Source organism: Candidatus Nitrotoga arctica, assembly GCF_918378365.1.
Taxonomy (GTDB): Bacteria; Pseudomonadota; Gammaproteobacteria; order Burkholderiales; family Gallionellaceae; genus Nitrotoga; species Nitrotoga arctica.
Map to the genome: position 1 here is coordinate 1,564,164 of NZ_OU912926.1, position 18,452 is coordinate 1,582,615.

Here is an 18,452-nt window from a genome sequence, read left to right on the forward strand (position 1 = left end):
AACTGAAAGGAGAAGTAAATCATGGTCACTGACAATAAGAACTCTCCTATACCCGCGGCCCCGGAGCCCGTCTTTCTGGCTTTTAGTACGGACGGTGCAAGCCCCGAGGAGCTCTACTTTCGTGCCTTTCTTGCGACCGTGAAAATATGCTCGCGAGCTAAGGCAAAGTTTAACGTGCTGGCAGTTGATCGGCTGACGTCCGCTGGCCGGGCCGATGCCAGGGCGAGAAGCATGCAAGCGGTCCAAGAACTCCACCTCGTTGAGGAACTTAGCGGTGCGGTGACGGACGGCAAAATGGCCATCAACCCACCCTCCGCTATCCAGGTGGCCAACACGGAGAGTCTGGCGGACGATTTGGCGAAGCTCTCTGCCCAGGAGGCGAACTTCAACGCCATCGTCAATATTTTTGTGGAGGCTGGAACCGCCTTCAACGTAATTCATGGAAAGCCGCTTCCGCGGAAACCCACGTCCATCACCGTGTAACCACTCTGATATTTGATCTTCCAACCGTCATTAATCTGATAGAGCGAATGGGAATGAGGGTTACTACAGCGACGAAGTCCGCCTCATCGTCCGGCGATGCCTGTATTGAGGTATCCCAGAAGCTTCCCACCTAAATTAATCACAGGAGACAACACTCTCATGCCAATCACCACCGAATTTACTACGTTTACCCGCGACGTGCTCGGACGCTACGTCTGCAACACTTTTGACGAAGTGCTCCTCACCATAGACGCGAATGCCCGTTCCGCTGCCGGTTTGCCCGTTCGCGGCGACCTGCGGCCTTTCGATTTCATCATCATTGGTGGCGGCACGTTCGGTGCCGCGCTTGCCGAACACCTTTGGTTCCGCAGCACTAAGCGTAATGAGCGCATCCTCGTGCTCGACGGCGGACCGTTCGTTCTACCGGAGCACGTGCAGAATCTTCCGGTGCTCGGCCTCGGCGCCGCCGATCCGTCGTCGGTCGCAGAGTACAATACGATGAACGAGGATAATAAACGCAAATGGCGTAAAGAAGTGTGGGGGTTGGCCTGGAACGCTCCAGAGAAATTTCCCGGCCTGGCCTACTGCGTCGGCGGACGCTCTCTGTTCTGGGGCGGCTGGTCGCCGCGGCTGCTGGATTCGGAACTGCCGAAAAACGTCTGGCCCAAGGCGGTGCTGGACGACCTGATGCCAAAGAATCTGCCCGACGGCCGCAAAGGCTACTTCCGTCAGTCAAGCGATCAGATTGGTGTCACCGAAACGAACGACTTCATCTTTGGCGATCTGCACCGTGCGATGCGAAAGCAGCTTTTCGAGGGACTCTCTACAATAACCGACGCGATGGATATCGCGACCCTGCCGGATCATCCGGCGGTCGAGTATCTCGACACGCCCGCGACACTGGACGACTTGGCCAAGGTACTCGGCATCGACAAATTGCCGAGTCCGCCGCCACCCATCCAGAAACTCCGCAATGAAGCGAAACTCGAAGCGCCACTCGCCGTACAAGGACAATCTGGACACGCCGGATTCTTTCCCTTTAACAAATTCAGCACTGTCCCGTTGCTCATGAAAGCTGTGCGCGAGGCGGCTGACCAATCCGGTTTCGATGATGTGAAAAAACGGTTGATGGTCGTGCCACGGTGCCATGTTGTCCGGCTGAACACCGTTAACGACGTGGGCGGCCAGCGCGTGAGTGAGGTAATTACCGAACGCGGGTCGCTGCCCGTGTCGCCGGATGCCAAAGTTATCATCGCGCTTGGCACGGTCGAGAGCGCGCGGCTCGCTCTTCTCTCCTTTGGCAGCGACGGAAGAATCGGCAGGAATCTCATGGCTCATCTGCGCTCGAACGTGGACATCCGCGTGCCGCGCACGGCACTGACGGCTCTGTCGGCGACGGCGAAAGCGATCGAAGCGGCGGCATTGCTCGTCAAATGTCAACACTCGTTCAAGAAACCGGACGGATCCCCGGACGGCATCGGACACTTCCATTTTCAAATTACTGCATCGGGGCTGAGTGCAAGCGGGGTGGGCTCTGAGGCGGAGCTGTTCAAGAAAATCCCTGATATCGACACGTTCGACGCACACAAGAACGCGACTGACACGCACGTCGTGATTACCATCCGCGGCATCGGCGAGATGGAGCCAAAGAACGATAATGACTTCGGCAACTCGGTCACGCTTGATCTCGATACGCAACAGAACGACGAATTTCAGACGCGCAGAGCATGGGTGAACATCCAGCCAAGCTCTCGCGACGAGGCGTTGTGGAAGACGATGGACAAAGCTGCAGACGACATCGCGAAGATTTTCGCGAATGGGCACAAGATCGATGTGATTAAGAACGGGCAGGTGATTGCAACAAGCGTCGAGCCCAGCTCCCTTCCGACGATTCTGCCATATAAATTCTCCGACCTGAACGGCCCGGGTCGCCGCGATGGCCTCGGTACGACCCATCACGAAGCGGGTACACTGCGAATGGGAGAGGATCCTAACAAATCGGTAACCAATCCGAATTGTCGCTTTCACAATGTGACCAACACGTATGTTGCCGGACCTGCACTCTTTCCCACGATCGGCTCGCCAAATCCGATGCTCACGGGCATCGCTCTCGCCCGCCGCCTCGGAGATCACTTAATGTCGGAGCCGCCGCCCGCAACGCTGGAAGCTGGTTTTACCTACATCTTTGACGGCAGCGATACACAGTTCGCGAACTGGCAAATGGCCGGTGGGGGCTCCTTCTCTCGGTTTGGCCGAACTCTGATCGCGCAACAGGACGGCAAGGGAATTGGCTTGTTGTTCTACAAGCCTCAGCCTTTCGAGAATTTTATTCTGCGTCTCGATTTCCTGCTCCCGCATCCGCGCGGCGGCTACAACGACAATTCGGGCGTCTTCGTTCGCTTCCGCGACCCACGCTTGCCCGATCCGGCACCAGATCCGAACGATCCTGCGAACAATTCTGCGTTTGTCGCAGTACACACAGGGTTTGAAATCCAGATCGACGAAGAAGCACGCGGTGATAAGCGATTCGGCGAATCTGATGGTGCTTTCTTCTCCAGGACAGGAGCCATTTACAAGATCAAGTCGCATGGCACGGGCCAAGGGCAGCAGAATTACAAGAATAATCAGAATCTCGCAGCGGAGCGATGGCACAGCTACGAAATCGAAGTGAACAATCAAGACTATATTGTCCGGCTCAACGGCCAAGAAGCGACTCGGTTCCAGCGTGACGCGACCGATACGATCCGGGGGAATGCGCCTAGTACCGACCCTAACTCGGGTTTTATCGGTCTGCAGACACATACCGGCAACGTAGTCTTCGCGAATATCCGAATCAGGACAACATAGAAGGTGTTCTTCTAGCCTGAATATTGCATAAACTTTCCGCAGAGCATTACCTCGGTCTTGATGCAATTTTTTTGATTTCAGTCGACAGTCCCCCAACCCCCACTGGCAGGGTGAAGCGTGAAGTAGTTATAAAAAAGAGTGGGCGGCATCGTCTCGTGAGCCTAACGTGCCAGGTCATGAGGAAGCCAGCATGGCGCGCACCCTGCTGTTGGGTGAGTAGAGCCGCTTACAGACCGTCGACAGTAGCGCTTTGACCGGGCATGCCGTGGGCAGGTACAGCAACCCCTGTCTTTGTACTGTTTGGCACGCAGGGCGATCTTGAACAGCGAGAGGATGACTGTCTTGGGCTGAGCGGTAGCCAGCGCCCGCTGTTTGATCTAGTAGGTGTTCCGTTGGCCTTGCACGATGAATGGTTCATACGCATCATGCAGCTCGCTTTTCCGCGTCCCGCATAATGCGTATGCCGACACGCGCCAGATCGCCTAACGCACCAGGTTTTTCGATGCCAATAACGACCCGGCTGCAATGCCATTCGGTTAACATGCGCTGGGCAACGTGCTCTGCCAACGCTTCCAGTAATCGATAGCGACAGGGTGCTAGCCAACCGGCAAGCTGCTGCTCGATGAGAGTACGTGTCAGGCCAAGCGGGTGTGTACTTTCTAGTCTTAAATCGAAAACGAGCGGTCGTGAGTCTGCCCGTTCCCATTCGTACACGCCAATGATGGTATACAACGCAATTCCATCATGTGCGAGCGTGTGCGCCATCAGGCTGCGATGTTCCGCAATGTATGTGCTACAGCAACCATGTTGCGTAGGGCCGCTTCCACTTCCGGCCATCCGCGCGTTTTCAATCCGCAGTCCGGGTTAACCCACAAACGCTCGCGGGGAATAACAGCACATGCTTTGCGCATCAGACGTTGCATTTCTTCCTGACTTGGCACACGGGGTGAATGGATGTCGTACACGCCGGGGCCTATATCATTCGGATAATGGAAGGCACGGAAGGCTTCCAGTAGTTCCATATCCGAGCGCGACGTTTCTATCGTAATCACATCAGCATCCATCGCGGCGATGGCGGGCAAAATGTCGTTGAATTCTGAATAGCACATGTGCGTGTGAATTTGCGTGGTGTCCCGCACACCGCTGGTACTGATGCGGAAAGCGCGCACTGCCCAGTCGAGGTAATGCGCCCAGTCCTGCCGTTTGATCGGCAAGCCTTCGCGTAAGGCGGCTTCGTCAATCTGAATGATGCCAATGCCGGCCCGTTCTAAATCCTGTACTTCGGCGCGAATCGCCAGCGCGATTTGCAAGGCGGTGGCAGCGCGAGGAATATCGTTGCGCACGAATGACCATTGCAAAATGGTGATTGGTCCGGTGAGCATTCCTTTCATCGGTTTGTCGGTCAAGCTTTGTGCGTAGCAACTCCATTCGACGGTCATTGGGTGCGGGCGTGAAATGTCGCCATAGATGATAGGGGGTTTTACGCAGCGCGAGCCGTAGCTTTGAACCCAGCCGTATTGCGTAAAAGCAAAGCCTTTCAGCTGTTCGCCGAAGTATTCCACCATGTCATTACGTTCGGCTTCACCATGCACCAGCACGTCGATCCCCAGTTCTTCCTGCTTGGCCACCACATGATGGATTTCTGCCTGCATTGCCGTGCGATATTGCTCCTCGCTTAGTTTGCCTTGCTTGTATCCAGCGCGGGCACTGCGGATGGCTGCGGTTTGGGGGAAAGAGCCGATGGTAGTGGTCGGGAAAGCAGGCAGCTTGAATTGCTCTTGCTGTGCAGCGATGCGCTGGGCAAACGGTGTAGAGCGTTTTTCATCGGCAGGTTTCAAGGCTGCAATACGCTGATGCACTTCACGATCATGTCGTAGCGGCGAGTACACGCGGCTTTCCAATGCAGCATTGGTTTTGGCCAATTGAGGAGCGATGGCTTCCCTACCGTGCGATACACCTTGCGCCAAGGTGACAACCTCCTCGAGCTTTTGCGTGGCGAATGCCATCCAACTTTTGACGGTTTTATCCAGTCCGGTTTCTTGTGCTAAATCCACCGGTACATGCAACAGAGAACAACTGGGGGCAACCCATAGTCGATCCCCCAATGTTATGTGCAATTCTTCGAGGATGGATAACGAAGCAGGCAAGTTGTTGAGCCAGATATTACGGCCATCTACAATACCTGCAGAAAGGATTTTATCCACCGGGAAATCACGGATAAAGATATCAGCTTGCTGCGGAGCGCGCACCAAGTCGATATGCAGGCCGGCAACCGGCAAGGCTTTGAGCGCTTCGGCATGGTCTTCCACGCTATCGAAATAGGTGGCGAGCAGAATTTTGGGGGCGTCCTGCGACAGGCTGGCATAGGTGTGAGCGAGTGCTGCCACCCATTCCTGCGGCAAATCGAGTGCCAGCACAGGCTCGTCAATTTGCACCCACTCCACGCCTTGCGCGTTCAGGCGCTCCAGAATTTGCTTGTACACCGGAATTAGCTTGGGCAATAAATTCAGGCGGTTCAGACCGGCATGTTTTTCTTTACCGAGATACAGGTAGGTGAGCGGGCCAATTAATACCGGCTTGGCATTGATCCCCAGTGCCTGCGCTTCACCTACTTCATCGAATAGCCATGTGCTATTCAGGTTGAACTCAGTAGAATTCAGAAATTCCGGGACGAGATAGTGATAGTTGGTGTCAAACCATTTTGTCATTTCCATGGCGGGCTGTTGTGCATTGCCTCGCGCAAGCTGGAAATACTGCTCCAGTGTTGATAAACCTGTAAAACCGAATCGTTCGGGCGCGGCACCCAAGAGGACGGTCATATTCAACATTTGGTCGTACCATGCGAAATCCCCAGCCGGAATCAGAGCAATTCCCGCATCGCGCTGCACTGCCCAGTGCCGTGCTCGTAATTCTTTGCCAATGGCGAGCAGGGATGCTTCGTCCAATTGGCCATTCCAATACGATTCCAAAGCCTTTTTGAGTTCGCGTTGCGCGCCGATGCGTGGAAAGCCAAGATTGTGCGTAATTGCCATGATAATCCTCCGTTGGAAAGGATGGCATCTTCGGCAAATTCCTATTATTATGCAAAATCATTATTTTCGTGTTAATCATTAAATTATTTAATAATGCTATCCATTCTGGAATTTCGCCATTTACGCATGTTGGAAGCCTTGGTCGGGAGCGGCAATCTGTCGCGTGCCGCGCAACGCTTACACCTAACACAATCGGCAATTTCGCATCAGGTCAAACAAATAGAAGATCATTACGGCGTTCCGTTGTTTGAGCGCAAGACCCAGCCTTTGCGTCTGACGGCCGCCGGCCAGCGACTGCAGGTTTTGGCGGGAGCGGTGCTCGCGCAGGTGGCGGAAGCCGAGCGCGATATTTCGCGCATTGTAGAAGGACAGGCCGGACGCTTGCGCATAGCGGTCGAGTGCCATACTTGCTTCGAATGGCTAATGCCCGCGATGGATGTTTTTCGTGAGCATTGGCCAGAGGTTGAGTTGGATTTGGTATCCGGTTTTCATGTTGATCCGCTGGCACTGCTGCGCGAAGACCGCGCCGACCTGGCCGTGGTATCTGAGTACCGCAAGAACGGAATGACTTATCACTCTTTGTTTGGTTTCGAAATTGTCGGTATCGTCTCTTGTTTACACAAATTGGCGCAAAAAGAATACCTCACTCCCCCCGACTTTGCCGACGAAACGTTAGTGACCTACCCGGTACCTGAAGAAATGCTGGACGTTATTCGTAATTTTCTGAAGCCGCATGGCGTTGAGCCGAAACGACGAACCGCCGAACTAACCGTTGCAATTTTACAATTGGTTGCCAGCCGCCGAGGTATCTCCGCCATGCCGAACTGGGCGGTGCAAAGCTATTTGAAAACCGGCTACGTGCATAGTATGCGCCTAGGCAAGGAGGGATTGTTCGGCGAGTTGTATGCCGTCACACATGTGGAGGCTGCACAGGCTGTCTATATGCAGGATTTTCTAGAAACCGTGCGAACGGTCAGTTTTAACCGTTTGCCGGGGCTGATACCGTTATCGATCCCTGAGGGATGAGTTTTTATATTTCTCCGTGTCCAAGTGCAACATCATCTTCAGTTTTTGAAGTTATCTCTCTGTTGTGCCCAGCTGTGCCATCGTTTCGATCGTTGACAGGTCGAGCACTTTATTTAAAATCACTTCGAGCGGCCGTCGAAGTTGTGTATGGGCACAGACGCCAGGTCAATATTCTCAAGACAGCGAATATTGATGGCGGCCATCGGATTGCCTTTTGGATCGACGCCTTCTCCGTATGGAAGAATGCCGCAGACGGGGCAGAAACGATGCTTAATAACGTGCTTATTGAAGGTGTAGGTGCTAGTCGCATCTTCGGCGGTAAGCAGGCGAAGATTGGTTCGTGGCACAAACCACAAAAGCGATCCTCTACGTGAACAAATTGAGCAGTTGCAGGAGATCGCTTGGTCTAGCTCACCTTCAACTTCAAGTGTAATTTTTCCGCAATGACAGCTGCCTTTGTAAATCATTGGCTATCTCCGTATTCGTTAAATTCAGCGTAAATTGAACAATGCATAACTTTGCTTCGTGACGAACAACAACAGGAACAGGATCATAAATACCGCTTTAGATATGACCTGTCCTGAGGGCTGCTTTGAAGGCAGTAGAGCCAGTGCAGTCAAGTTAATGAAACACTCCAAGGAAATGGTAGTGGGCCTTAGCAGCCCATCTTGGCCATGTCCGCCTGCATTTCTTCGGGCGTCACATCGCGCGTATGGGTGGCTATCGACCAACGGTGTCCAAATGGGTCTTCCACTTGACCGTAACGGTCGCCCCAAAACATATCCGCAATAGGCATGGTAATTTTTGCACCCGCTGCCACGGCTTGCGCCATGGTTTCGTCCGCGTTTTCGATTTGCAAATGGATCGTGATCGGTGAGCCTTTCAATGTTTTTGGTCCAAATGCGCCCCATTGCGGGTTTTCTTCAGCGAGCATCAATTGTGAGTCGCCAATCTGGACACAGGCGTGCATGAGTTTGCCGTCTGGGCCTGGAAGACGCATTACCTCTATGGCATTGAATGCTTTTTTGTAAAACTCAATAGCGTCCGATGCGCCTGCGCAGATGATGTGCGGAGTGATCGAATGCATGCCATCAGGAATAGCTTTAACTTTTAAACTGGTCATGGTTAATTCTCCTAATTATCGATAAATATTAAATTATTTACTTCTCGCGTACTGCCTTTTGATCAGCTACTTAATTCGCATCATAAGCTCGCTGTATATCTGCAATCACGATCTTCGACATAGTCATCATTGCTTGCATCACACGTCCCGCTTTCACAGGGTCTGGGTCACTTATCAATTGTATGAGTTGCTTGGGAACAATCTGCCACGACACGCCGTATTTATCGTCCAGCCACGAGCATTGGCTGGGCTTGCCGCCAGCGACCAATGCGTCCCAGTAGTAGTCCACTTCTTCCTGAGTTTCGCAATTCACGACGAAAGAGGTCGCAGGTGAAAATTTGTACATCGGCCCATTGAGCGCCATAAATTGGCGTCCCTCCAGCTCAAAATTTGCGGTCATCACTGTGCCCTCTGGCATGGGCGCGCCTTTGCCGTAATGAGTGACTTTCAATATTTTTGAGTTTTTAAAAATAGAGATGTAATAGTTCATCGCTTCCTCGGCTTGCCCGGCGAACAATAAACACGTGGTGATTTTTTGCATGGTTTTTCTCCTATTTTGGTTGAATATGATTCAGTCGCTGTGCCAGATAGTCCGCTAAACGGTCAAACGTGCTGTTCCATCCTTCGTTATGCCCCTCTTGCTCGAACAATGACTGGAATGGTGTTTGCCTCAGCACCATCGTAGTTTTTTCGTGATTCTCGGTAAGTGTGATAGTGATTAAGTTTTCTATGCCTCGCTCGCCTGTTTCTTCCCACGCAAAGGTAAATGCCAGTAATTCAGGCTCGACTACCTCACGAAATTCGCCACCGTGCCATAGCAAATCTCCGGTTTCAACAGAACGCAAACAATTGCGCCAGCGAGCGCCCGACCGCGCATCCCACATCACATTGACTGCGGGATGGTGGCTGGGCCCCCACCAATTCAACGCGTGCTTGGGATCAGTCCAAGCCTTCCACACTAACTCTCTTGGCGCATCGAATGTGCGAGTGATGATAAGTTCGTTGGGTTTCCCTGTCGTTGTTAAATAAGCATCGAGCCGCGCCAGTGTTTGCTGGCCACCCTCAATCGCGCCAAATTCAGCCAAAGCTTTGCGTTGCGCTTCTGACTCCAGGATTATTCGCAGTGTGACCTGCGTCTGATCACCCAAGTCTTGCAACGTCACGGTGGTGTTGAACTCGGCATGGTCAGGGTCGTCGCCGCCGTGCTCGTAGGCCATGAAAGTCGGCTCGGTGATGGTGGTGTAGCGAATCCAGTTGTTGTAATTTATGCCCGGGCTACCGTCTGCGTTGGCGGGTGCGTGCATGATGTAGCGCCACAGTCCGCCCACACGCACGTCCATCTCGAAAATCGTATTGGTAAAACCGTTTGGCCCCCACCAATGTTGGATGTGCTCGGGCCGGGTGAACATTTGCCAGACGCGCTGGATTGGCGCTCTTACGGTGCGGGTAATGACAATCTCGTTGGATTTCTCGGGAGCTACGGCAGACATGGTCAGATGCCTTTCTTGATCATCGCGACCAGTTGGTCGAGCGCTGTACCCCAGCCGCTTTCAAAGCCCATCGCAGCGTGTTGCTTGCGACCTGTTTCATCCGCGTGAATCACCGTGGCGGTGTAGCGTGTGCCGCTTGGGTGGTCTGCCAGCTCGATCATGGCGGTGAACTTGAAATCTACTTGTTCGTCTCCGCAAGTTGGACTGGGTGTGCTGGGTCGAAAGCCTGGCAACAAGGCATTAGTCCAGACCAGTTTTTCGTTGGGGATGACTTCCAGGTAGCAGCCGATATTGGGGAAGTCCTTACCTTCTGGTGACTGCATGGTGGTGCGGAACATGCCGCCGGGTCGCAGATCAATCTCAGCGTCTATTGTTTTCCATGGCAGCGGGCAAAACCATGGTTTGAGCAGTGCCGGCTCAGTCCAAGCGCGCCAAACAAGTTCTTTGGGGACATCGACGATGCGCTCAAAAGTGAGGTCAAGTTTGGGGTTGAATTGGCTATATGTTGCATTGGTCTTCACTTTAACTCTCCTTTGGTGGATTGATATCGGGGTCTGGGTTTTGTTGCAGGGTGAGTAAATAAGTATCCAAGCGGTCCAGCCGCTCTTCCCAAAACTGTTTGTATTGACCAATCCAGTCCATCGCCACTTTGAGCTGTTCAGCGTCAATACGGCAGGGCCGCCACTGCGCGTCGCGCCCTTTAGTGACCAGCCCCGCTTTTTCCAGCACTTTGATGTGCTTTGATACGGCAGGCAAGCTCATCGCAAATGGTGCAGCAAGCTCGTTAACCGACGCTTCACCTTTAGCCAGACGCGCCAACATCGCCCGCCGTGTGGGGTCGGCCAAGGCGGAGAAGGTCACGCTGAGACGGTCTAATGTGACATTTGTGGACATGTGTATCTATCCAGTTGGATAATTAACTAATTGGTTTATTATCAGGCTGAATTTTAAGGCTGTCAATCGTATGAGAATTCTCAGTTGATGCCGAGCGCGATTGAGACTGTGCTAATTGTCGGCTGAATTAGCTGTTGCAACACTAATAGTGTATTAAACGGATATGCACGAAATCAACTACGCATCCATCTAAATTGTTGGAGATACTGTGCAGCAGTGATTCCGCTCAAACGCTTGAAAAGTCTGCTAAAAAAGAAAGGGCGTCATGACAGACAGCCAAAATCATTTACTACTGCACTTATTTATTTAAGACATACGAGCTCAGTCGGTCTCGCCGATCTGGATCAGCAAATCGGCTGGATCGTGGATCGCCGCCGCCATCGCTTGGGCCAAGTTCTCACCTACCAATTTGACGATGCCCGCATCCACTTTTCCTTGGTTCGCAAGTTCGTTCAGAAACCCGAGTACTTCGTGCGCTGCCAATCCCGCACGATAGGGACGATCCTGGGCCATGGCCTGAAAGATGTCCGCGACGCGCAGGATGCGCGCCTCGATGGACAGGCCTTTCTCGTGGATGTGGAACGGGTACCCCATGCCGTCTGGCTCCTCGTGATGGTACGCGGCCCACAGCGCAACTTCTTCGAATCCCCCAATGCTGCGCAGTATCTGGTAAGTCTCGAAACTATGGGTATTGATTATCCGCCGCTCGTGCGAATCCAGTGGCCCGGGTTTATCCAGTATCTCATCCGGTACGCGCAGCTTGCCGAGATCGTGCAACAAACCTGCGAGCTCAAGTTTGTCGCAATTTTCCTCATTTACCCCAGCGCGTTCTGCAAGAAAACGTGCCAAGCGAGCCACACCCAGCGAATGCTGTGCGGTAAACGGGCTTTTGGCATCGACAATGTGCGAAAAAATCAGTGCCAGCTGTTTGAGCTCCGCAAATAGCGGCTGATAGCTCTCACCGCGCGACAACAGGTCGCGCAAGTAATTTTGGATCGAGCGCGGCTCCAGTTGCAGCCAGAATGCCTCCGCCTCGGATGCCGCCAGAAAAGTGTCCACAAGCTCGGGAGCAAAATAGCTGCCGGCACTGCGTTGAATATGATCGCGGATCTCACCGAGATGATCGAACAAGACACCGCTGCTGTAGTAAGGCACAGCCAGCGCGTCCACGCGATCGACCATGAAAATGAGGTTTGCCTGTTGCATTTGTTGCGCGGTAAGCTCAGACGGAGGCAGCGTAGTCAGTTTGTCCCATCGTGTGTGATGGTAGCGTACAGGAATGGCCATGCGCGACAGTGGTGCGAACCCACTTAAAAGGCCATAGCCAATCTCGGCATGCACTTGCGAACCCTCCCAATCGAACTCGGCGACCAGATGATGATGCGTCTGCGTCGAGGACACGCCAATGTCGTGCAGCATACCCAAGTCGAACAGAAAGGTCGTCTCTGCTTCCGCCAACCCCTGAGTTCTGCCGCACTCTGCGGCCATGATGCCAACACGCTTGCCGTGGGCGACATCGTTGACCCCTACCAGATCGAGCGCATCGGACAACGCATAGATGACGTGACGGAGATCAGTTTGTTGAAGCGCTTTGGACATATACCGAACCTTTCTATTATTGGGTTGCAACAAACGCCAATTAGCCAGTTACTTTGAGCCTCGAACTTCTCTTTTGGGTCGAAGACCACAATCGTAATAAACGCCGTACTCGCAACATAGCATCGGTATTGTTGGAGTAATTAACGGGACTCTGAAATAACATACAAATATTTCCGCTATTTTTTTGCCTACTTAACGCCATTTGCCTCATCTTCAATGACTTTCAGAAAATCATCTCCATAACGGGCTAACTTGGCTAATCCGACTCCGCTAATTTTTCCTAAATCGGTGAGATTACCAGGACGAAGTTTGAGAATTTCCAGCAAAGTGCTGTCGTGGAAAATCACATAAGGCGGTACGCCTTGTTCGCGGGCGAGCTCCATGCGCTTGGCTTTAAGCGCCAGCCACAGCGGGTCTTCATTTGCACCGTCAAATGCTTCGCGCATTCTTGCGCTGCGCTCAATCTTGCTGATTTTGTTTTTAGCCGGTTCAGCATCGCGCCGCAGCCACACTTCGGATTCACCGCGTAGCACCGGGCGTGCTTCTTCGGTAAGACGCAATCCGCCGTAAGCTTCCATGTCCACATTGAGCAAACCAGCAGCAACCAACTGGCGATAGACACTGCTCCATTGAGTCTGCGCGAGCGACTGGCCGATCCCAAAAGTACTAAGTTGCTGGTGGCGAAATTTTTCGACCTGTGCAGTGGCCTTGCCCAGTAGCACGTCGATCAAATAACCAACGCCGAAGCGCTGCCCAGTGCGGTAAACACACGACAATGCCATACGTGATGCCTGAGTCGCGTCCCACGTATCTATCGGCTCCAGGCAATTGTCGCACTGAGCACAGTTACCAGGATGCTCCTCTCCAAAATAGCGCAGGATAATTTGGTGGCGGCAAGCAGTGGATTCGCAAAACCCCAGTAGTGCATCAAGTTTATGCATCTCTAATCGTTTGCGCTCCTCTGGTGCATCGCCGGATGCCAGCATCTGACGCATGGACACCACATCGCCCAAACCGTAAGTCATCCATGCATTTGCGGGTAAGCCGTCGCGTCCGGCACGACCCGTTTCCTGATAATAGCCTTCCATGCTCTTGGGCAGATCAAGGTGAGCGACAAAGCGCACGTTGGGCTTATCGATGCCCATGCCGAAAGCGACAGTAGCAACTATGATGACGCCCTCCTTGCGCAGGAAACAGCGTTGATTCTCGCTACGTATGGCCGCATCCAGTCCGGCATGGTAAGGCAATGCATTCCAGCCGCGCTCTCGAAGCCACGTAGCAGTTTCATCCACTTTTTTGCGCGACAGGCAATATACGATGCCGGCATCGTTAGCATGCTCCGTTTCCAGAAACGCCAGCAATTGCTGTCGAGCATTGGCTTTCAGCGTTACCCGGTAACGGATGTTAGGGCGGTCGAAACTGGAAACAAATTGGCGCGCCTGTTCCAGCGCCAACCGCTCGACGATCTCGCCTCGCGTTGGCGCATCCGCCGTGGCCGTCAGCGCGATGCGCGGCACGTTCGGAAAGCGTTCATGCAATACAGTCAGTCCGCGATACTCTGGACGGAAGTCATGGCCCCATTGTGATACGCAATGCGCCTCGTCAATGGCAAACAGTGCCATGCCATGTTCGGCTTGCACCTGTTCCAGCATGGACAAGAATCCCGCCATCAGCAACCGCTCTGGCGCCACATACAAGAGATCTAAATCACCCCGCAACAAACGGCTTGACACTGTACGGGCAGCGTTCGCATCCAGGCTGGAGTTAAGAAAAGCGGCGCGCACACCAAGCTGGTTAAGTGCGTCCACTTGATCCTGCATTAGCGCAATCAACGGTGACACCACTATGCCTACCCCACGCCGCAATAATGCCGGAAGCTGGTAGCACAACGACTTGCCACCGCCGGTTGGCATTAATACCAGCGCATCACCACCAGCAACAACATATTCAACTATAGATTGTTGTTCACCACGAAAGGACGTATAGCCGAAAACATCGTGAAGAATTTGTTTGGCGGTAGGAGCAGTCATAAAAAGAAAGGTATCACACTAGAGGTTATTTTGCCCCGGCACATATTCTTGTTAGAGAATCATTCATAGTGAACACAGATATTGATGTGATGTTTATAACTTCCAAGATGGCATGCCTACCTTTGTGGGCAAGTAAGTAAATTCACCGGTGACTTTGAGCTCATCACTTGGTTGGTTATCAAGTAATATTTGGCCAGTGGGATATTGCGGATTAATTATTATCATTGTGTGATCCTGAAGGAGAAGAATAATGCATAACATCATTGAAGCAATCGACAAAGAAGCCCGCAGACTGCCGCCGGAATTCCAGCGGGAAGTGCTCGATTTTATCGGTTATTTACACACAAAGAGTAAACGCAAATCTGATCCGGCGTGGCTGGAACGGGCTTGGGGCGCTGCACCCGATTTCCCGGAAAGACCACAATCACCTCAGGTATCCGATATGCAGGGATTGTGATGCGCTACCTTCTCAACCCCAAATGTTGCTAATGGATCGGGTGAGGACTCCCTTCGAGAGTTCTCCAGAAGAGGATGTAGGTTGAGGAATAGCTCGGACTGCTTGTCACGCTGCTTACTTGCCGTGCGTCAAACCATTAAGCCGCTTTGGTTTTTAGCGCGATAATCGTTGCTCCGCGTACCGTCTTTCAGGAAACAGCGATCCGCCGCACTTGGCATAACGAGGAATGGTGGTTCGCCATTGTGGATGTGGTTGCCGTTCTCACCGATTCGGTTCAGCCAGACAAGTATGTCAAGGATTTACGACGCCGTGACAAAGAGTTAGCTAAAGGGTGGGAGCAAATTGCCACCCCCCTTCGGGTTGAAACCGAAGGCGGTGTGCAACGGGTTAATTGCGTCAATACCGAGAGCCTGTTCCGCATCATTTAGTACAAGCTTTTCTAAATGATCCAGCGGTCCCAGTTGCCGTAGCGCTCCCGGATCAAGCCGCGGCGCATGCTGAGCGCTATCAGGCCAAGGCCCAAGACCACACTGGCGATGGTCGCCGTGATACTTGCCGCAAACATGAACGGTGCGGCCATCAAGGCGGCTCCCAGCAAGATATTCAGGTAGCGCACCGGCCGGGCAACTTCAGCGGCAGCGATCGAGACGACCGTCAGAACCAGCGAGCCGATCACGTGGTGGGCATGGGCCATATTGCCATCGACTCCAAGCGTAATACGCGTGAACAGCAGCGACAGGCCGATGAGTGCCGCCAGAGCCAGGTTCCACGGGAGGCTTACGCCGTCGCCAATCATGTTCTTGATTATGATGCGGGGTGACTGGTCGAACTCGTCGGTGTTGGCCTCGACACTTCGTGTCTTGGGTACTTCATCAGTGTCGCCCACAAAGAAAATCCGCAACCAATTGTGGCCGGCCTGTGCGCGACGGCGCAAAAACTGCAACGTCGCAATCAGTTCGTCGAGTGAATACGGGATCTGGATCAGGACCGCAGCCGCGCCGATCAGCGCAATGATGCTCCAAGTGCCGATGACGACTGGCTGGATGACGATGAAGAAGATCGACGTGATGCCAAGTGGCGCGATCATCAGGCCGAACAGAATCACCAACCAGGGCATGGTGCGCCAGCGCATCCGCGAGCCGACGATGCCGGTGAGGATCTCCAGCAGGTAGGTATAGCCCCCGACGGCCGCATCGGATACTGGCCAGGCTTTCGAGACCCACGAGGTGATGATGTCCTCGGTCCCGTTGCGCGAATCCAGGGGCGAGGAGGCGGCGAAGAACGGATCCCATACACCGGGTATGTAGCCAAGCTGGTAGGCGGCGAGATAGCGTGAGACGTAAAGACCGAGGATCGCCAGCACGATGATCGGTATGCGCTGCGACCAGGTTGACGGGTTGTAGCTCCAGCCCGGCGGCACTTCGGGGCCGGTCAGCGCAGCGATGGCCGAGACACCGGGCTCGGGCTTGGTACACACGGCGAAGCCGAAGATCAGCGCACCCATCAGCGTGTCGGAAAGATAAGCCGCGGCGTTCCCGGTGGCAAACAAGAACGGCACTCCCATGACCAGTGCGCCGATGCCTGCGCACAGCCAGCGCGCTGAGGGCGCACGCCACGACAGCGCCACGCCAGCGCAGACAATGAGCATCGCACCCAGAAAAATTTCGCTCCAGCGCAGCAGCGGCTCGGTGACGTTGATCAGCAGCGGCTGCGTTATCAGCCAAGTGCCCAGGCCCATGTTGACAAAATGCGCCCAGCGGTTGGCGCGGTGCTCGGTCCTGATCTGCGCTTCATGGCGGTCGCGCAGGTTCCCCGGATTCTTGCCGAGGTCGGCTGCATCGCTGAGCCATGCCGGCGGCGTGATACCGTTGGTTTTGTACCAAGCGGTCGGGTCGTTCTTCAAGGCCGCGACGAGCTTCGGCAACTCGTCCTTCAATCGATGCCGCGGCTCCCAGCCGAGCAGCTCGCGAGCGCGCCGGATGTCGAGCGCGTAGTGATCGTCGGCCATGACAACCATGAAGGGTTTGATGAACGGGACCTCGCCCCCGTCGATCACGTCGGGGATGACTGGTTCGAGCTTGCCTTGCGCCCACGCGCCAACGGCGGCAATGGGCTTGGGCACGCGCACCGTCGGCCAATCATCGACACCGTGAATGAGATAGCCGAGCTCGTCTTGCAGCGCGTCGTAGCCGATCGCGTCGGCCTCGCCAATCAGAATCTCGGTCTCTCGCGGCAATACAGCGCGACGGTCGACGGTGCGATGAAATGCTTCGAGCATGTCGTCGCGGTGCAGCATTGCCTGACCAACGAGTGTGCTGCCCGAATAAAAATAACTCTGAAAGTCGCGGTCGTAAATCCGCGCTATTTGCCTGGCCAGCGTTGGCACCATCGCGTGCTCGTCGTAAACCCCTGCCAGCCGCAAAATGGCGTAAGGGATTACTTTGTGCTCCGCCCGAACCATCGCTTCAGCGGCGGCCTTTGATTTTGGATAGGCCCAGCCCGGCTCAATCGGCTGCTGCTCGTCGATGTGCTCGCCGGGGCGACATGGGGCGTGAACGAGCATCGTGCTTGCATAAATAAACTGCTCGACTTCGAAGTCTTGCAGCGCACGCAGAAGACGACGGGTGCCATCGACATTAACGGTTTCGTAGAGCGGCTTTTCCTCACCGGTAAAGTCGAAATAAGCGACGAGGTGAATAACGCTGGCGATACGCGAGCCGAACGCGTCGCGAAACTTTCGCATCGCCAGCTCAACCGAAGGCTCAGAGGTGAAGTCCGCATCAAAAACCGGGAACTCGGTGCCCTGAGCTTTCAGGTCCATACCGGCGATCCGGTAGTCGCGACCAAGCGCTTTGGCAAGCGAACGGCCGAGGTTGCCGGTCGCGCCGGTGATGAGAACGATCGGCCTGGTGTCGGAGACTGTCATCGTCAAATCCTCACCGGTAGCCAATACCCATCACGTAGTCACGAAGCAGCGCCTCTTCATACTTTCCTTCCGCCATCAATGCCCGCAACGCATCGCGCGCATTGACGACGCCAGACGGTTTGGACTTCTCGTCAATGACGGGGAGGTGAACGAAGCCACTCTTCTCCATCATCGACAAGGCGTCAAGCAGGGAGTTGGTCGGGTAGCAGGAGGTGACATTCCGAGTCATTACGTCAGAAGCCACGGTCGTACCAATGCTTTCGCAGGAACGGCCAATCTGCTGGACCATGTTCGTCTTTGTGATGACACCCACCATCGCCCCATGAGAATCACAGACGACGACAAGGCTGATATGTGTGTCCAAGAGCAGGTTGGATACGTCCACCAGCGATGCATCGGCGCTGACCGTCACCAGCCGGGAACGAGCCAAAGCGTCTATATTCTTGACAAGTATTGAATGCATTTTGTAACTCCTTGCAGTGGTGGACTCGCGTTGAGCGTGTCCTGAATTTTGTGTAAACGTACGGTGTATGCATATTCCTGCG

Annotated in this window: 17 protein-coding genes and 1 pseudogene; 5 read left to right on the top strand and 13 right to left on the bottom strand. The window is 54.0% G+C overall.

Annotation, left to right across the window (positions count from 1 at the left end; genetic code table 11):
• The first annotated feature begins 21 nt into the window (after window positions 1-21).
• Window positions 22-483, top strand: coding sequence for a hypothetical protein (locus tag MKZ32_RS06985; protein ID WP_239796611.1), 462 nt, complete (start codon window positions 22-24; stop codon window positions 481-483).
• Window positions 484-642: 159 nt separating this feature from the next.
• Window positions 643-3,330, top strand: coding sequence for a 3-keto-alpha-glucoside-1,2-lyase-like domain-containing protein (locus MKZ32_RS06990; RefSeq protein WP_239796612.1), 2,688 nt, complete (start codon window positions 643-645; stop codon window positions 3,328-3,330).
• A gap of 174 nt (window positions 3,331-3,504) precedes the next feature.
• Here MKZ32_RS06990 and MKZ32_RS06995 read toward each other — a convergent pair.
• The 3 genes and pseudogenes from MKZ32_RS06995 to metE form a co-directional block, all read right to left on the bottom strand.
• Window positions 3,505-3,695, bottom strand: a pseudogene (locus MKZ32_RS06995) (IS1380-like element ISCARN98 family transposase); the annotation flags it as partial.
• A gap of 58 nt (window positions 3,696-3,753) precedes the next feature.
• Window positions 3,754-4,095, bottom strand: a complete 342-nt coding sequence (locus MKZ32_RS07000; RefSeq protein WP_239796613.1) for a dihydroneopterin aldolase — start codon at window positions 4,093-4,095, stop codon at window positions 3,754-3,756.
• Complete coding sequence (gene metE / locus MKZ32_RS07005) at window positions 4,095-6,362, bottom strand: 5-methyltetrahydropteroyltriglutamate--homocysteine S-methyltransferase (protein WP_239796614.1); 2,268 nt, start codon at window positions 6,360-6,362, stop codon at window positions 4,095-4,097. Before metE ends, MKZ32_RS07000 begins: the two co-directional genes overlap by 1 nt.
• Before the next feature lie 93 nt (window positions 6,363-6,455).
• On the opposite strand from metE, the gene MKZ32_RS07010 reads away from it, so the two are divergent.
• Window positions 6,456-7,388 (top strand): LysR family transcriptional regulator, encoded by a 933-nt coding sequence (locus MKZ32_RS07010; protein ID WP_275584269.1) that lies wholly within the window; start codon window positions 6,456-6,458, stop codon window positions 7,386-7,388.
• A gap of 119 nt (window positions 7,389-7,507) precedes the next feature.
• On the opposite strand, the gene MKZ32_RS07015 is transcribed toward MKZ32_RS07010, so the two are convergent.
• The 8 genes from MKZ32_RS07015 to recQ all read right to left on the bottom strand — a co-directional run bounded on the left by MKZ32_RS07015 (window position 7,508) and on the right by recQ (window position 14,524).
• Window positions 7,508-7,855, bottom strand: a complete 348-nt coding sequence (locus MKZ32_RS07015; RefSeq protein ID WP_239796615.1) for a GFA family protein — start codon at window positions 7,853-7,855, stop codon at window positions 7,508-7,510.
• A gap of 188 nt (window positions 7,856-8,043) precedes the next feature.
• Window positions 8,044-8,511, bottom strand: a complete 468-nt coding sequence (locus tag MKZ32_RS07020; protein WP_239796616.1) for a VOC family protein — start codon at window positions 8,509-8,511, stop codon at window positions 8,044-8,046.
• 70 nt (window positions 8,512-8,581) lie between these two features.
• Window positions 8,582-9,052, bottom strand: a complete 471-nt coding sequence (locus tag MKZ32_RS07025; protein ID WP_239796617.1) for a VOC family protein — start codon at window positions 9,050-9,052, stop codon at window positions 8,582-8,584.
• Window positions 9,053-9,062: 10 nt separating this feature from the next.
• Window positions 9,063-10,001, bottom strand: coding sequence for an SRPBCC family protein (locus MKZ32_RS07030; RefSeq protein WP_239796618.1), 939 nt, complete (start codon window positions 9,999-10,001; stop codon window positions 9,063-9,065).
• A 2-nt stretch (window positions 10,002-10,003) separates the two neighbouring features.
• Window positions 10,004-10,522: an SRPBCC family protein gene (locus MKZ32_RS07035; RefSeq protein ID WP_239796619.1), complete on the bottom strand. Its 519-nt coding sequence runs from the start codon at window positions 10,520-10,522 to the stop codon at window positions 10,004-10,006.
• Window position 10,523: 1 nt separating this feature from the next.
• A complete protein-coding gene (locus MKZ32_RS07040; RefSeq protein WP_239796620.1) occupies window positions 10,524-10,895 on the bottom strand; it encodes an ArsR/SmtB family transcription factor in 372 nt (123 codons plus the stop codon).
• Window positions 10,896-11,216: 321 nt separating this feature from the next.
• Window positions 11,217-12,494, bottom strand: coding sequence for an HD-GYP domain-containing protein (locus MKZ32_RS07045; RefSeq protein ID WP_239796621.1), 1,278 nt, complete (start codon window positions 12,492-12,494; stop codon window positions 11,217-11,219).
• Between the two features lie 188 nt (window positions 12,495-12,682).
• Entirely contained in the window at window positions 12,683-14,524 is a 1,842-nt protein-coding gene (recQ, locus tag MKZ32_RS07050) for a DNA helicase RecQ (RefSeq protein WP_239796622.1), read from the bottom strand.
• Between the two features lie 250 nt (window positions 14,525-14,774).
• Between recQ and MKZ32_RS07055 the strand changes: the two genes are divergently transcribed.
• The gene (locus MKZ32_RS07055; protein ID WP_239796623.1) at window positions 14,775-14,981 is read left to right on the top strand and encodes a DUF2281 domain-containing protein; all 207 of its coding nucleotides are present in this window, start codon (window positions 14,775-14,777) and stop codon (window positions 14,979-14,981) included.
• A 146-nt stretch (window positions 14,982-15,127) separates the two neighbouring features.
• The gene (locus MKZ32_RS07060) at window positions 15,128-15,409 is read left to right on the top strand and encodes a BRO family protein (RefSeq protein WP_239796624.1); all 282 of its coding nucleotides are present in this window, start codon (window positions 15,128-15,130) and stop codon (window positions 15,407-15,409) included.
• 11 nt (window positions 15,410-15,420) lie between these two features.
• Here MKZ32_RS07060 and MKZ32_RS07065 read toward each other — a convergent pair whose 3' ends face one another.
• Together MKZ32_RS07065 and MKZ32_RS07070 are read right to left on the bottom strand one after the other, a co-directional pair.
• Complete coding sequence (locus MKZ32_RS07065; RefSeq protein ID WP_239796625.1) at window positions 15,421-17,907, bottom strand: NAD-dependent epimerase/dehydratase family protein; 2,487 nt, start codon at window positions 17,905-17,907, stop codon at window positions 15,421-15,423.
• A 10-nt stretch (window positions 17,908-17,917) separates the two neighbouring features.
• Window positions 17,918-18,370 carry a CBS domain-containing protein gene (locus MKZ32_RS07070; RefSeq protein ID WP_239796626.1) on the bottom strand — a complete coding sequence of 151 codons (453 nt, stop codon included), beginning with the start codon at window positions 18,368-18,370 and terminating at the stop codon, window positions 17,918-17,920.
• Window positions 18,371-18,452: the final 82 nt, after the last annotated feature.

Bases quoted from the DNA above. Each gene is read 5' to 3' on its own strand.
- MKZ32_RS06985 (WP_239796611.1), top strand. From the start codon at position 22: ATGGTCACTGACAATAAGAACTCTCCTATACCCGCGGCCCCGGAGCCC.
- MKZ32_RS06990 (WP_239796612.1), top strand. From the start codon at position 643: ATGCCAATCACCACCGAATTTACTACGTTTACCCGCGACGTGCTCGGA.
- MKZ32_RS07000 (WP_239796613.1), bottom strand. From the start codon at position 4,095: ATGGCGCACACGCTCGCACATGATGGAATTGCGTTGTATACCATCATT.
- metE (WP_239796614.1), bottom strand. From the start codon at position 6,362: ATGGCAATTACGCACAATCTTGGCTTTCCACGCATCGGCGCGCAACGC.
- MKZ32_RS07010 (WP_275584269.1), top strand. From the start codon at position 6,456: ATGCTATCCATTCTGGAATTTCGCCATTTACGCATGTTGGAAGCCTTG.
- MKZ32_RS07015 (WP_239796615.1), bottom strand. From the start codon at position 7,855: ATGATTTACAAAGGCAGCTGTCATTGCGGAAAAATTACACTTGAAGTT.
- MKZ32_RS07020 (WP_239796616.1), bottom strand. From the start codon at position 8,511: ATGACCAGTTTAAAAGTTAAAGCTATTCCTGATGGCATGCATTCGATC.
- MKZ32_RS07025 (WP_239796617.1), bottom strand. From the start codon at position 9,052: ATGCAAAAAATCACCACGTGTTTATTGTTCGCCGGGCAAGCCGAGGAA.
- MKZ32_RS07030 (WP_239796618.1), bottom strand. From the start codon at position 10,001: ATGTCTGCCGTAGCTCCCGAGAAATCCAACGAGATTGTCATTACCCGC.
- MKZ32_RS07040 (WP_239796620.1), bottom strand. From the start codon at position 10,895: ATGTCCACAAATGTCACATTAGACCGTCTCAGCGTGACCTTCTCCGCC.
- MKZ32_RS07045 (WP_239796621.1), bottom strand. From the start codon at position 12,494: ATGTCCAAAGCGCTTCAACAAACTGATCTCCGTCACGTCATCTATGCG.
- recQ (WP_239796622.1), bottom strand. From the start codon at position 14,524: ATGACTGCTCCTACCGCCAAACAAATTCTTCACGATGTTTTCGGCTAT.
- MKZ32_RS07055 (WP_239796623.1), top strand. From the start codon at position 14,775: ATGCATAACATCATTGAAGCAATCGACAAAGAAGCCCGCAGACTGCCG.
- MKZ32_RS07065 (WP_239796625.1), bottom strand. From the start codon at position 17,907: ATGACAGTCTCCGACACCAGGCCGATCGTTCTCATCACCGGCGCGACC.
- MKZ32_RS07070 (WP_239796626.1), bottom strand. From the start codon at position 18,370: ATGCATTCAATACTTGTCAAGAATATAGACGCTTTGGCTCGTTCCCGG.